Annotated in this window: 9 protein-coding genes; 6 read left to right on the forward strand and 3 right to left on the reverse strand. The window is 60.6% G+C overall.

What is annotated here, in order from left to right:
- Nucleotides 1-9: 9 nt before the first annotated feature.
- From KQI82_RS01210 to KQI82_RS01220, 3 genes are all read right to left on the reverse strand, one after another.
- Complete coding sequence (locus KQI82_RS01210) at nt 10-2,247, reverse strand: DNA gyrase/topoisomerase IV subunit A (RefSeq protein WP_216557550.1); 2,238 nt, start codon at nt 2,245-2,247, stop codon at nt 10-12.
- Nucleotides 2,248-2,468: 221 nt separating this feature from the next.
- The gene (locus tag KQI82_RS01215; RefSeq protein WP_216557553.1) at nt 2,469-4,313 is read right to left on the reverse strand and encodes a copper amine oxidase N-terminal domain-containing protein; all 1,845 of its coding nucleotides are present in this window, start codon (nt 4,311-4,313) and stop codon (nt 2,469-2,471) included.
- A gap of 104 nt (nt 4,314-4,417) precedes the next feature.
- The gene (locus KQI82_RS01220) at nt 4,418-6,400 is read right to left on the reverse strand and encodes a DNA gyrase/topoisomerase IV subunit B (RefSeq protein WP_216557557.1); all 1,983 of its coding nucleotides are present in this window, start codon (nt 6,398-6,400) and stop codon (nt 4,418-4,420) included.
- Nucleotides 6,401-6,929: 529 nt separating this feature from the next.
- Here KQI82_RS01220 and KQI82_RS01225 point away from each other — a divergent pair.
- The 6 genes from KQI82_RS01225 to KQI82_RS01250 all read left to right on the forward strand — a co-directional run bounded on the left by KQI82_RS01225 (nt 6,930) and on the right by KQI82_RS01250 (nt 14,187).
- Nucleotides 6,930-7,682: a GntR family transcriptional regulator gene (locus KQI82_RS01225; RefSeq protein WP_216557560.1), complete on the forward strand. Its 753-nt coding sequence runs from the start codon at nt 6,930-6,932 to the stop codon at nt 7,680-7,682.
- A 105-nt stretch (nt 7,683-7,787) separates the two neighbouring features.
- Nucleotides 7,788-8,819 (forward strand): BMP family protein, encoded by a 1,032-nt coding sequence (locus KQI82_RS01230; RefSeq protein ID WP_216557563.1) that lies wholly within the window; start codon nt 7,788-7,790, stop codon nt 8,817-8,819.
- A 90-nt stretch (nt 8,820-8,909) separates the two neighbouring features.
- A complete protein-coding gene (locus KQI82_RS01235; RefSeq protein WP_216557566.1) occupies nt 8,910-9,983 on the forward strand; it encodes an ABC transporter permease in 1,074 nt (357 codons plus the stop codon).
- Nucleotides 9,980-10,891, forward strand: a complete 912-nt coding sequence (locus tag KQI82_RS01240; protein WP_216557569.1) for an ABC transporter permease — start codon at nt 9,980-9,982, stop codon at nt 10,889-10,891. The genes KQI82_RS01235 and KQI82_RS01240 overlap by 4 nt, the downstream gene beginning before the upstream one ends.
- A gap of 13 nt (nt 10,892-10,904) precedes the next feature.
- Nucleotides 10,905-12,422, forward strand: coding sequence for an ABC transporter ATP-binding protein (locus KQI82_RS01245; RefSeq protein ID WP_216557571.1), 1,518 nt, complete (start codon nt 10,905-10,907; stop codon nt 12,420-12,422).
- Nucleotides 12,412-14,187 (forward strand): adenine deaminase, encoded by a 1,776-nt coding sequence (locus KQI82_RS01250; protein ID WP_216557574.1) that lies wholly within the window; start codon nt 12,412-12,414, stop codon nt 14,185-14,187. The genes KQI82_RS01245 and KQI82_RS01250 overlap by 11 nt, the downstream gene beginning before the upstream one ends.
- Nucleotides 14,188-14,193 lie beyond the last annotated feature (6 nt).

Genomic DNA, 14,193 nt, shown 5'->3' on the forward strand with positions numbered 1-14,193 from the left:
CCTTTCTTTTTACAGCAGCTCAAGCTGCTGTTCCTCCTGATCTTCCTCCCGGAGCAGCGCGCCGGCCGCCGGAATCTGGCGCACCCGGTAGCGGCTGTGGTTGACAATAGGGGTCTCCTCCGGCGCAGCCACCCGCTCCAGGCGGTACTTGGGCTTGAGCTTCATCACCGCCACGCCCTGGGTGGAACGGGTGGTCTTGGGCACAAGCAGGGCGGTGGACACCATCAGGGCCCTGGGCTCCGAGGAGTAGAGCACTATCTCGCAGTCCTCCTTCAGCTCCCGGATGGCCACCAGCGGACTCTTGTCGGAGTATGCCCCGGTGAGCTTTCGCCGGTTGGAGGCGGTGCGGTAGGCGCTCAGCTCCACCCGGGCGGCCTTGCCGTTTTCAAAGAAGAACAGCACCTGGCCGGAGTAGTCCCCGGGAAGGCAGGCGTACACCACGCTCTCTCCCTCGTCCATGCCTAACTTGCCGGGCAGGTAGTCGCCCAGGACGCTGGCCTTCGCATCGTCAAACTCGCTCAGGCGGGTCTTGTACACCTGGCATCGGTCGGTGAAGAACATGATCTCCGCGCAGTTGGTGGACTCCATCTGGCGGCTGAGAGCATCACCGTCCTTGAACTTCTGCTCGCTGCTCATGCGGAGCGAAGCGGGAGTGATCTTTTTGAAGTACCCCTCCCGTGAGAGGAAGAGGTTGACGGGATAGTCCTCCACCTCATCCTCCTCCGTGTACTCCTCCACCTCGTCGCCGTAGATCAGGGTGGTCCTGCGGTCCTCGCCATATTTTTTCTCCACCTCGGCAAGCTCGTCGATGATCACCTTTTTCACCCGCTGAGGGCTCCCCAGCAGGTTTTCCAGGTCCTCAATCTCCTCCTGAAGGGCTTCGGTCTCCTTCACCCGCTTGAGGATATACTCCTTGTTAATGTTGCGCAGTTTGATCTCCGCCACATACTCGGCCTGGACCTGGTCAATGCCGAAGCCGATCATCAGATTGGGGATGACCTCGGACTCCTCCTCCGTCTCCCGGATGATTTTGATGGCCTTGTCGATGTCTAACAGGATGCGCCTGAGGCCCTTGAGCAGGTGCAGCTTGTCCTTTTTCCGGTTCAGGACAAAGTATACCCGGCGCCGGACGGACTCGGTGCGCCAGGCCGTCCACTCCTCCAGAATCTCCCGGACCCCAAGGACCTTGGGCTGTCCGGCGATGAGCACGTTGAAGTTGCAGCTGCAGCTGTCGGAGAGCGTGGTCAGCTTGAAGAGCTTGGCCATCAGCTTGTCCGGGTCAACGCCCCGCTTCAGGTCGATGGCCAGCTTCAGTCCGGAGAGGTCCGTCTCATCCCGCATGTCGGCGATTTCCTTGGCCTTGCCCGCCTTGATGAGCTCCGCCACCTTGTCTAAGATCGCCTCCGTGGTGGTGGTATAGGGAATCTCATAGATCTCAATGAGATTCTCCTCTTTGACATAGCGGTACTTGGCCCGGACCCGGACGCCGCCCCGGCCCGTGCGGTAAATCTCCTCCAGGGAGGACGCGCTGTAAATCAGCTCGCCTCCGGTGGGAAAGTCCGGCGCTACCAGGGTGTCGGAGAGGGTGCAATCCGGATTCTTCAGGTAGGCTATGGCGGTCTGGCAGACCTCCCGCAGGTTGAAGCCGCAAAACTGGGAGGCCATGCCCACGGCGATGCCGGAGTTGGCGGACACCAGGATGTTGGGGAAGGTGGTGGGCAGCAGTGCCGGCTCCTTCATGGTGTTGTCGTAGTTGTCCACAAAATCCACCGTATCGGAGTCGATGTCCCGGAAGAGCTCCGCGCAGATAGCGGAGAGCTTTGCCTCCGTATACCGGCTGGCGGCGTAGGACATATCCCGGGAGTAGACCTTGCCGAAGTTGCCCTTGGAATCCACAAAGGGCGCCAGCAGCGCGCCGTAGCCCCTGGAAAGGCGCACCATGGTCTCGTAGATGGCCGCGTCGCCGTGGGGGTTCAATCGCATGGTCTGGCCCACGATGTTGGCGGACTTGGTGCGGCCGCCGGTAAGCAGGCCCATCTTGTACATGGTGTAGAGGAGCTTTCGGTGGGAGGGCTTGAAGCCGTCGATCTCCGGAATGGCCCGGGAGACGATGACGCTCATGGCGTAGGGCATGTAGTTGACCTCCAGGGTGTCGGTGATGGGCTGTTCCACCACCGCCGCCTGGAGTCCCAGCACATTGGGGGGGACCACGGAGGTCTTTTTCGGGGTTTTGTCGTTTTTCTTCATAGACTACCTCTGGATTGAGCCGAACTGCGGTCGCACAGCCGGATTTTTAAATTTACGTATTAGGGTATTATATCATTTTTTCCCGGGAATGACAACAAACGCTGTCGAAGGGCAGCGCTTTTGTCTTCTTTCCCGCCCTTTTCCCTCATGCCGTTTCCGGCAGCAAGGCCCCGCCCGCTTTTGCGGGCGGGGCCTTGCGGAATCATTCCGTGAACAATGCCTTACAGGATGGTCTCCTCCGCGGGCAGGGGCTCCTCGTCGTAGCCATAGGAGTTGATGACATTGGCATCGGCAGGCAGCTTGCCGGGGGTCTGCTGGGTCTCGCTGGTGGACGCCGTGTAGCGAATCTCCAGGTCCATGGTGTTTTTGAGCTTCATCACCAGATTCATGTTGACGCCGGTGGAAGACACCTTGCCGTCGGCGGTGACCAGCATCACAGGGATGAAATAGCCCGCATCCTGGCTCTGCATCTCCACCTTGAAGGTGGCCGCTCCGTCCCGGGCAATGCGCAGGTCCGCGCTGAGCTTGTTAAACTCATTGTAGTAGTCTGCGTCCTCGCCATAGGTCTCCTTTAGGTAGGCCTGATAGTCCTCCATACCGTAGTGGAGCACATCGTAGCCGCCCTCGCCCTGGAAGCAGCCGTCGCCCAACAGCACGGCGGCCTCGTCGGCATACTCCTGAATCTCCTGATAGAGGTGCACCGCATTGTAGTAAACACCGCCTTCATCAGCGCCGCTGAGCCCGGTGGCGGAGGTGTAGATCAGGCTGCCCACACTGGAGGCACCCTCGTTCAAATTCAGCCCCATGGCGGGGATGGCGACCCAGTCGTCCTCCGCGAACTCCGTCTCCGGCAGATAAGCAAGCAGGGGCAGGTTCAGGTACATCATACCCTCTTTGCCATCGTAGATCAGCTTGAACTTCACATTGGCAAGCGCCGACTTCAGGCCGCTGAGCTGGGCGGAGGTCATTCCCGCGAAGAGCTGGTCAAACTCCTCCAACTTGCCCAAGGCGGCCAGGTCCAGCCGACCGGTGACGCTGGCGGCGTCAGCGCTCTGAACCAACTCCAACGAGGCATCCATGTTGTAGGTCTTGTTGCCGTTGATGGAATCCAGCAGCGTCAGGTCCGCACCAAGGGAGGCAGCGGTCCTGTAATTTTTGGAGGGGTCCCGGGCCAGGGATTTTAGCAGCCGGTTGAGCACGGTAAAGCTGCTGTCCACCTCATCCACCAGAGCCTGGCGGTTCAGCAGCACGGCTGTTTCAAAAAGGGAATCGTAAAACACATCGCAGCCCAGGGTCTGGGCGAAAAAGCGGACGGGGATGTAAGTGCGGCCGTTTTTAAAGTAGCATTTGGCATCCATCTGCACGTTAAGCTCCTGGCCGCCCGCGCGGACGATGACCACATCGCTGCCGGCCTTGAAATAAAGCGCCGCGTCGCCCTCCACCGTCTTGCCGCCGGCGGTGACAGACGCATCCTTGAGCCGGCAGACCGCCATGCCGTCCTCATAGGAGACGGTTCCGCCCATGGCCTCCAGCACCTGGCGGCAGGGCACCATGGTCCGGCCGTCCTTCAGCTCCGGCTGAGCGTCGAACTTCAAATAGCTGCCGTCCAGCATCACGCCCAACTGGCCGGGCACACCGCCCAGGGCCTTCTTGCTCTCGGCCACCTCTTTTGCCGTCTCATCGGCCCACCACATCTCCCAGAGGTAGTCGTCCAGCAGGTATTCGTTGAGCTCCTCCTCGCTCTCAAAGCCCATTTCCAGCATGTAGTCCTCTTTGCTCTGGTAATAGTCTCCGGCCCAGTACTCCTCGGCCCAGTACTTGTCCGGGTCAAAGGCCTGGATCTCGGCGTCATGGGCCTTTTTCCAGTTGGCATAGTCCACCTCATAGGAGATGTCCTCATAATAGGCCTCCAGGTCACCGTCGTAGTAGTACTCCACGCACTCCTCCAGGGAGTCGAAGCCCCACTCCTGCCACTGGGGCGGGTCCGTGTCCTCATAGCCGTAAGCAGGCAGCGTCAGTGAAAGCGTCAGAAGCAGGCAGAGCAATGCGGAAATAATCCTTTTCATATTCAGTTCCTCTCTTTCAGGCCGGTTCGGCCAATATTCCCTGTGGATGAACCAGCGCCGGTTCTCCCTCCGGCCGCCGGGACAGGACTTTGTGGAACGCAGCCCTACGAAATATCCGCCATTTCCAGATACTTGTATCCGTTTTCGGCAATGTGATCCTTTCTGCCCGGCAGGTTTTCCCCCAACAGCAGGTCAAACACCCGGGCCGTCTCCTCCACATCCTCCGGCATCACCCGGATCAGCCGTCTGGTTTCCGGATTCATGGTGGTCAGCCACATCATGTCCGGGTCGTTCTCACCCAGTCCCTTGGACCGGTCCACCTTCACCTTTTTGCCCTCCAGCTCCTTGAGAATGCTGACCTTCTCCTGATCGGAGTAGGCAAACCAGGTCTTGTCGCCGCAGCTGATCTCAAAAAGGGGCGTCTCCGCAATGTAGACATAGCCCTCCCGGATCAGTGTGGGCGTCAGGCGGTAGAGCATGGTCAGGATCAGCGTCCGGATCTGAAAGCCGTCCACATCGCCGTCCGTACAGATGATGACCTTGTTCCACCGGAGGTTTCCAAGGTCAAAGGAGGCCATGTCCTTGACGTGCTTATTCTGTACCTCCACCCCGCAGCCAAGGACCTTCACCAGGTCCGTGATGATCTCGCTCTTGAAGATTTTGCCGTAGTCCGCCTTCAGGCAGTTGAGGATCTTGCCCCGGACCGGCATGATCCCCTGGTAATCCGCGTCCCGGCTGAGCTTGACGCTGCCCAGGGCGGAGTCGCCCTCCACGATGTAGATCTCCCGCTTGTCCACGTCCCGGGAACGGCAGTCCACAAACTTCTGCACCCGGTTGGCAATGTCGATGCTTCCGGAGAGCTTCTTCTTGATGTTCAGCCGGGCCTTCTCCGCGCTCTCCCGGCTGCGCTTGTTGATGAGCACCTGTTCGGCGATCTTTTCCGCGTCAAAGCGGTTTTCAATGAAGTAAATCTCCAGATTGCTGCGCAGGAAGTCGGTCATGGCCTCCTGGACAAACTTGTTGGTGATGGCCTTTTTTGTCTGGTTTTCATAGGACGTGGCGGTGGAAAAGTTGGAGGACACCATCACCAAACAGTCCTCCACGTCGGCCCAGGTGACCTTGGATTCGCTCTTCTGGTACTTCCCGTTTTGCTTCAGATAGGCGTCAATGGCGCTGACAAAGGCGGACTTGGCCGCCTTCTCCGGGCTGCCGCCGTGCTCCAGCCAAGAGGAATTGTGGTAGTGCTCGATGATGTGCACCTTGTTGGAAAAGCAGCAGGCCACGCTGAGCTTCACCTTGTACTCCGGCTTGTCAGGCCGGTCGGAGCCCCGGCGCTCGGCCTGCCAGAAGACCGGCGCGGTGAGGCCGTCCTCCCCGGCCAGCTCCGCCACGTAGTCGCTGATGCCGTTTTCATAGAGAAACTCCGCGGTCTCAAACTTCCCCGGCCCCACCTCGTTTCGAAACCGGAAGGTGATGCCGGCGTTCACCACCGCCTGGCGCTTTAAGACGTCGGTGAAGAACTCCGCCGGGATGTCGATGTCCGTGAACACGTCCAGGTCCGGCAGCCACCGGTGGCGCGTGCCGGTCTTTTTCCGGCTCAACGGCGTCCTGGACAGCTCCCCCACAATCTGGCCCCGTTCAAAGTGCAGGGCGTACTCAAACCCATCCCGCCAGACGGTGACGTCCATATAGCGGGAGGCGTACTGGGTGGCGCAGGCGCCCAGCCCGTTTAGGCCCAGGGAGTACTCATAGTTGTCCCCCTCATTGTTATTGTATTTTCCGCCGGCGTACAGCTCACAGTACACCAGCTCCCAGTTGTACCGGTTCTCCTTGGGGTTCCAGTCCACCGGGCAGCCCCGGCCGCAGTCCTCCACCTCCACGGAATGGTCGCCGTACCGGGTGACGGTGATGACCCTGCCGTGGCCCTCCCGGGCCTCGTCGATGGAGTTGGACAGGATTTCAAATACGGCGTGTTCACACCCCTCCAGCCCGTCGGAGCCAAAGATGACGCCGGGGCGTTTTCTGACCCGGTCCGCTCCCTTCAGCGAGGAAATGCTCTCATTGCCGTAGCTTTTTGCTTTGCCCATATATCCTCCAGAATCCATGGCGCGTGCGCTTTTGCGCCACTTCCTATTTGATCTATTTTATCATAACGTATTTTTTCCCCTCTGGCAAGGGTTCCCTTTGGGCCTTTCCTTTCGATTTTTCATTTTTGGTGCCGAATGGGCGGGAAGAAACAGGTGACATAAACAATCTGTAATTTCTTGTAACACTTTGTAAACAGGAGTTATGCACATTTTCCACACGGTTTTCCACACCATTATGTAAACTTCTCTTTCGGCAAAAAAATACCGCTTTTCCTTTTCTTCCTCCACGGCCTCCCGCCGGCTTCTGTATCGTTTGTTTCCGCCCGTGCTGCGCCGCGTTCTCGTCCGCTTATAAAGTCCATAAGCAATTCCTTTAAACTGCTCCCATTTTCTACAAATCCATGCGAATCGCACAAAAAAGACGGGGAAAGATAGGTATTTAGTCAGCTTGACAGGAAAAGAGCGGAAATAGTATGATAAAAACATAAGCGCAGAAGAGGTCGAACCTTAATACGTCTGGGGGATTGTCATGCTGCAGCCGGTGATCAAAAAGGCTCTGAGCGACAACGCAAAGGAGAGCCTGCGGCAGAGCATTTTTGATATGGATTTGAGCGGGGGCGGCAAGCTGCCTCCGGAGCAGGACCTGGCCAGGCGGCTGAACGTCAGCCGCGGCACCATCCGCACCGCCCTCCAGGACCTGGAGCAGGAGGGGCTTGTGTTGCGGATCCACGGGAAGGGCACATTCATCAACCCCGAGGCCCTGCGGATCCGGGCCAACATCGGGGGAATGACGGAATTCAGTTCCGTCATCCAGCAAAACGGGTACGATCCCGGGATGAAGCTCCTCTCCGTCCGGCAGGAGGCCGCCTCGGAGTCCATTGTCAAGCACCTGCACCTTTCGGTGGGCGCCCTGCTGATCCGGGTGGAAAAACTCTACTTCGCGGACAAACTTCCTGTCATTTTGAGCATTGCCTGGGTTCCCGCCTCTCTTTTTCCCCAACTGCCAAGTGAAGAGGACTGGGCCAGCCACAACAACTTCGGCCTGCTCTACCTTCAGGCGGAAAAGGTCATCACCCACGATATCGTGGACATCTCCTCTGTTTCAAGGGAGGAGATGGAATCACAGCTGTGCCACAAAAGTGCCATGGCCTGCCGCAGCATGCTCTGCCTGGAGGCCTGCGCCTTTGACCAGGACAACATCCCAGCCATCTTTGGGAAGGCCTTCTATGACACAAGCCGCATCCGCTTTCAGCTTTTCCGCAGCCAGGAAGCCAATCTGTAAGCATCTCACCGCAGGTGGGGACTGCTTTTTATTTGTTTATAAGGTTTGACCTTTGTACCTTATAGCTCTCTGAACAATCCGGAAAATTGAAAGGAAGTAGGGAACATGAAAACACTGAAAAAACTCTGGTGCGCACTTCTTGCAATGACCATGCTGCTGGCTTTGTCAGCCTGCGGCGGCAGCGGCGGCTCCTCCTCCGCTCCCGGCGCGGACGGCTCCGGCAGCGGCGCCGCATCCTCCTCCGGCGAAGAGGCCCACAAGGTGGCCATGATCCTGCCCGGCGCCATCACCGACATGAGCTGGAACTACACCTCCTATGACGGTCTGATGAAGATCGAGGAAGCAGGCGCGGAGGTGTCCTATCAGGAGAAGGTGGACACCGCCCAGGTGGAGGACAGCATCCGCACCTACGCCAGCTCCGGCTACGATCTCATCTACATCGGCAGCAACATCTTTGAAGAGCAGACCCTGGCCGTGGCCCCCGATTTCCCCGACACCACATTCATCATCATCAGCGGCAGCACCATTGAGGGCAACGTCTACAGCTTCCAGATGTCCGACGCGGAGAAGGGCTTCCTGATGGGCGTTGTGGCGGGCCTGACCACTGAGAGCAACTCCGTGGGTCTGGTTTCCAGCGTGAAGATCACCCCGCTGCTCAACGCCGAGGCTGGCTACAAGTACGGCGTGTCCTATGTGAATCCCGACGCCCAGGTCAATTCCGTCATCACCGGCAATTCCTCCGACACCGCCGCCGCCAAGGAGACGGCCAAGGCGATGATTGACGCCGGCGCGGACATCATCGCCGCCAACGCCAATGCCGCCAGCTCCGGCCCCATTGAGGCCGCCGAGGAAAACGGCGTATGCTGCGTGGCTCCCGGACCGGGCTATGAGAGCATCGCCCCCTCCACGCTGCTGACCTCCGTCATCATGGACAACGGCGTGCCGGTTTACAACATGTATGAAAAGTATCTGGCCGGCGAACTGCCCACCGAACTCTATGAGTACACCGCCAAGGACGGCGTGGTCTACATGGGCGAGTGGCAGGCCAACGACAAGGCCACCGACGAGGTCCAGTCCCAGGTGCAGTCCATTTATGAGGACTTGGCCGCGGGCAAGATCGACGTGCCCAAAGCCTGACAACAAAGCGCAGTTTTTTCAGCCCATGCGGCAGTGCAATCCCGCACTGCCGCATTTGGGTATTTTATCCTGTTATGGGAGGCTGGTCGTTTGAACGGAATTTTTGGCAGAGCCAGCGGTTTTTTCACCGCCCTGTGGTCCATCCTTCTGGCATGCTGCATCACCGGCGCGGTGATGTACGCCATGGGTTATGATCCGCTGGACGCGTATTACCAGTTGATTTTCGGCTCTCTTGGCGGCGTATCGGCCCTCAGTGAAAGCATTGTAAAGACGGTGCCACTGATCTTCACCGGACTGAGCTTTGCCGTGGCGCTGCGCTCCGGTATGGTGAACCTGGGCGCCACCGGGCAGCTGTACTTAGGCGCGCTGTGCGCCACAGTGGTGGGCGTCTATGTGCCGGGCCTTCCCGCCCCGCTCCATCTCCTGCTGGCGTTGGCCGCGGGGTTTGCCGGCGGCGCGGCGGGCGGCGCGGTGGTGGGTTTTTTGAAAAACCGCTTTCAGGCCAATGAGCTCATCACCACCATCATGCTCAACGAAATCGCCATGGAGCTGGTCAACTGTCTGGTGGACGGGCCTATGAAGGACCTGGACGCCATCACCCAGTTTCCCCAGTCCAAGGCCATTTTGGGCAGCGCCGTGCTGCCCAAGCTCCTCACAGGCACCCGCCTCCACATCGGCATCTTCCTTGCCCTGCTGGCGCTGGTGTTCTACGGCTTCTTCCTGAAGAAGACCAAGTGGGGCTATGAGCTGCGGGTGGTGGGCGCCAATGCGTCCGCCGCCCGGACCGCGGGCATGGATGTGCGCCGGACCCAGCTTCTGGCCATGGTCCTGGCGGGCGGATTTGCCGGCCTTGCCGGGGGCATTGAGCTCTTGGCCATCCAGAAGCGGCTGATGCAGTCCTTTGCCGGGAATCTGGGCTTTGACGGCATCGCCGTGGCCCTGTTGGGCGGCAACCAACCCCTGGGCATCCTGCTCTCCGCCTTTTTATTCGGCATGATGAGCAACGGCTCCAACAAGATGCAGATGCTCTCCAACGTCCCCAGCGCGGTGATCTATCTGATGCAGGGGCTCATCGTCCTCTTTGTGGTGGGCCGCAAGCTCTATACCAGGAAGGTCTGGGCGGGACTTTTCCGCAGAAAAGGTGCAAAGGAGGTGCGTTCATGAACTCGCTTGGCGTCTTTTTGGGCTCCGTGGTCATGATGGCCGCCACCTATCTGCTGGCGGGAATGGGAGCCGTATTCGGCGAACGCGCCGGCATCGTCAACATCGGGATCGAGGGGCTTATGCTCACCGGAGCGCTGCTGGCGGTGGTAGGCTCCTACGCCGGCGGCTCGGTCTGGATCGGACTGCTGCTTGCAATCTCAGGCGCGGTGCTGCTGTCCGCCGTGTTTGCCTTTTTCACCGTAGGGCTCCAGGCCAATCAGACCGTCACCGGCGTGGCGCTCAACATCCTGGCCTCCGGTCTGACGGTGCTGGTGTTTCGCACCGTATTTGGCCTCAACGGCATGATCCCCAGAATCGATACCTTTGAACCGGTGGCCATCCCGCTTTTGAGCAGTCTCCCGGTGGTGGGCACGCTTTTCCGCCAGCCTGTCCCTGTCTATCTGGCCTTTGCCCTGGTGCCCGTGTGCTCCTTTGTGATGCACCGGACCAACCTGGGCCTCATTGTCCGCAGCGTGGGCAACAACCCCCGGGCCTGCGACACCGTGGGGCTCCCGGTGCACCGGGTGCAGGTGGGAACTATTTTGTTCACCGGACTGATGTCCGGCATGGCCGGGGCGTTTCTCTCCACCGGCCAGCTGAGCTTTTTCACCGAGGGTATGGTGGCCGGGCGGGGCTACATGGTTTTGGCGGCGGTGGTCTTCGGCAACTACTCTCCTCTGGGTGTGATGGGAGCCGCGCTGCTCTTCGGCGCCAGCGAGGCGCTTCAGTACCGCCTTCAGGTGGCCAGCACCGGCATCCCCACCGAGGTTTGGGCCATGCTGCCCTACGCCATCACCCTGCTGGCCATCTGCGCCTACCGCCGCAGGTCCAACCGCCCGGTGTGCAGCGGCCGGAACTATGTGCGCTGAGGAGGGAGTCCATATGGCTTTTTTGGAAATGAACCACATCTATAAATCCTTCGGGACAACCGCCGCCAACAAGGACGTCCACCTGAGTGTAGAACAGGGGGAGATCCACGCCATCTTAGGCGAAAACGGCGCCGGAAAATCCACGCTGATGAACATTCTCTACGGCATGTACGCACCGGACAGCGGGGAAATCCTTCTGCGGGGCCAAAACGTGCGCTTTTTCTCCTCCGGCGACGCCATTGCCCAGGGCATCGGCATGGTGCACCAGCACTTTATGCTGATCCCGGAGCAGACCGTTATTGAAAATGTGGTGTTGGGCGGAGCCGAAAACCCCTTTGTGCTGAATCTGAAGGAGCAGGCCCGGCGCTTCACGGAGCTGGCCCACAGCTACAGCATGGATATCGATCCCTGGTGCCGGGTGGAGCAGTTGTCCGTGGGCCAGCAGCAGCGGCTGGAGATTCTCAAGGCGCTTTATAAAAAGGCGGACCTTCTGATTCTGGACGAGCCCACCGCCGTGTTGACGCCCCGGGAGGTCCAAGAGCTGTTCCGCATGATGCGCCAGCTGTCCGCTCAGGGCTGCACCATCCTCTTCATCACCCACAAGCTGCCGGAGATCATGGACGTGTGCACCCGGTGCACCATCCTGCGCCAGGGAGAAACCGTCTGCACCATGCCCATCACACCCGAGGTAAACCGCCACGACCTGGCGGTGCGTATGGTTGGCCGGGAGGTGGAGCTGGGCCTGAGCAAGGAATCCGCGAAGCCCGGCGACCCGGTCTTGCAGGTTGAGCACCTCTCCTATGTGCGCCCAGACGGCGTGGAGGCGGTCCGGGACGTCTCCTTCTCTGTCCGGGAAGGGGAGATTGTGGGCATCTGCGGCGTGGACGGCAACGGCCAGTCGGAGTTGATCCGCTGTATCACCGGTCTGCTGCGCCCCTCCTCCGGGGAGGCTCTGGTGGAGGGCAAGCCCTGCAAAAGCGCGAAGCAGGTGCTGCGTCAGGGCGTGGCCCACATCCCTGAGGACCGCCTGAAGATGGCGGTGGTCAAGGAGATGAGCATCGGCGACAACATGGTGCTCATGCACTACGACCAGGTGCCGCTTTGCCGCCGTGGGCTCATCGACTGGAAGGCCGCCCGCCAGCGCGGCAGCCGCATCTGTCAGGAGTACCAGGTGCGCATGGCCGGGCTGGACCAGGCGGTCCAGGAGCTCTCCGGAGGGAATCAGCAGAAGATGGTGGTTGGCCGGGAGCTGGACTGGGACCCCAGGCTGCTCATTGCCGTCCACCCCAGCCGGGGACTGGACATCGGCGCCACCCGCTACATCCAAAACAGCATCATCGCCGCCCGCCAGCGCGGCACCGCGGTTTTGGTGGTATCCACAGAGTTGGAGGAGATCATGGAGCTGTCCGACCGCATTCTGGTCATCTTCAGCGGCCGCATCATGGCTGATCTCACCCAGTCCCAGGCCACCCGGGAAACCTTAGGCGCCCTGATGGCCGGTATCAAGGAGGAGGGAAATCATGCAGGTTGATCCAAACAAGGACCGCCCGGCGCTGCTGTCGGCAGCCAACGGCCAGGTGCCCTGTGACCTGACGGTCGGCAACGTAGTGATCTTCGACGTGTTTACAGGCGCCCTGACCCCCGGCAGCGTGGACATCTTTCAGGGCGTCATCGTCTGCGTCCGGGAGGGGGAAACGGAGGACGCGGGGAAAAGCAGGGGGTATTACGACGGCAAGGGCGCCATCCTTCTGCCCGGCTTTATCGACACCCACATCCACGTGGAGAGCACCATGATGATCCCCGAGCACTTTGCCCGGACCGTCCTGCCCTGCGGCACCACTACCGTGATGACCGACCCCCATGAGACGGCCAACGTCGCCGGGATTGCAGGCGTCCGCTTCATGCTGGACAACAGCCGGAAAACGCCCCTGCGCCAGTACGTGCTGGCCCCCTCCTGCGTGCCCTCCGTCCCGGGCCTTGAGGAGAGCGGCGCGGCCTTTGGCCCGGAGGAGATTGGCGCACTGCTGGAGCTTCCCGGCGTGGCCGGCATCGGAGAGGTGATGGACTACGTAAACGTGTGCCGGGATGAAAAGCGGATGCGGGGCATCGTACAAAAGGGACTTGAGCGGGATGTGTTCATCCAGGGCCACGCGCCCCGGCTCATGGGCCAGGGTCTCAACGCCTACATTCTGGCAGGCGCGCAGAGCGATCATGAATGCCGAAGCCGCCAGGAATGCGCCTTGAAGCAGCGGCTGGGAATGCACGTCAACCTCAAGAGCAGTTCCCTCTCCAACCATTTGGCGGAGAACCTTGAGGCCGTCCGCACCCAGCGCTGGAAGGACAGCGTCTCCATCTGTACCGACGACGTCCACGCCAGGCGCCTCCTGACCGAGGGCCACATCAACCGGGTGATCCGGGAGGCCATCGAATGCGGCGCCGACCCCATGGAGCTCTACCGCTGCGCCACCTACAACGCCGCCCGGGAATACCGCTTCCGGGATATCGGCGCCGTGGCGCCGGGATATGCGGCGGACCTGCAGCTGCTGCGGGCCCTGGACGGCGGCACGCCGGAGGCTGTCTTTGTGGGCGGCTCCCTTGTTGCAAGGGACGGGGTCTACTGCGCTGAGGACGACCGCTCCGCCCCGGCTCCGGTCCCCTGCCCCATGGAGCTTGGCTACCTCGCCTCGCCGGAGGACTTCCGTCTGAAAGCTCCGGAGGGCGCCGCGCAAACCGTGCGCACCCTGGTGATCCACAGCAAGTACCAGGGCTCCCCCTTCAATCAGGGCTTTTATGAGCCCCTTCCCGTCCGCGGAGGCTATGTGGAGCTCTCCGGCCTGGAGAACACGCAGTACTGCTGTGTGTGCAACCGTTACGGCCGTCCACGCCGCACCATCGGCGTCATGCGGGGCTTCGGCATCCTGCGCGGCGCCCTGGCCTCCACGGTGGCCCACGACTGTCACAACCTGACCCTGGTCTACACCAATCCGGAGGACGCCTTCCTGGCCATGGAGGCGGTTAAATCCATTGGCGGCGGCTTTGCCGTGGCGGCAGAGGGTAAGGTGCTGGCGGTGCTGCCCCTGCCGGTGATGGGGCTGATGTCCGACCGGTGCGCCCGGGAGATAGTTCCCCAGATTGCGGCGGTGGAACAGGCCCTCTCCTCCATCAGCGACGGCAGCTGCTACCTGCTCAAGCATGCCACCATGGCCCTGCCCGTCCTGCCGGGGACGCTGATCACCGATCTGGGGCTGGTGGACGGTCCTTCTCAGACCTTCCTGCCCCTGTTTGACAAGGATTGAGTGTGG

This window comes from Dysosmobacter acutus, assembly GCF_018919205.1.
Taxonomy (GTDB): domain Bacteria; phylum Bacillota; class Clostridia; order Oscillospirales; family Oscillospiraceae; genus Oscillibacter; species Oscillibacter acutus.

Bases quoted from the DNA above. Each gene is read 5' to 3' on its own strand.
- KQI82_RS01210 (WP_216557550.1), bottom strand. From the start codon at position 2,247: ATGAAGAAAAACGACAAAACCCCGAAAAAGACCTCCGTGGTCCCCCCC.
- KQI82_RS01215 (WP_216557553.1), bottom strand. From the start codon at position 4,313: ATGAAAAGGATTATTTCCGCATTGCTCTGCCTGCTTCTGACGCTTTCA.
- KQI82_RS01220 (WP_216557557.1), bottom strand. From the start codon at position 6,400: ATGGGCAAAGCAAAAAGCTACGGCAATGAGAGCATTTCCTCGCTGAAG.
- KQI82_RS01225 (WP_216557560.1), top strand. From the start codon at position 6,930: ATGCTGCAGCCGGTGATCAAAAAGGCTCTGAGCGACAACGCAAAGGAG.
- KQI82_RS01230 (WP_216557563.1), top strand. From the start codon at position 7,788: ATGAAAACACTGAAAAAACTCTGGTGCGCACTTCTTGCAATGACCATG.
- KQI82_RS01240 (WP_216557569.1), top strand. From the start codon at position 9,980: ATGAACTCGCTTGGCGTCTTTTTGGGCTCCGTGGTCATGATGGCCGCC.
- KQI82_RS01245 (WP_216557571.1), top strand. From the start codon at position 10,905: ATGGCTTTTTTGGAAATGAACCACATCTATAAATCCTTCGGGACAACC.
- KQI82_RS01250 (WP_216557574.1), top strand. From the start codon at position 12,412: ATGCAGGTTGATCCAAACAAGGACCGCCCGGCGCTGCTGTCGGCAGCC.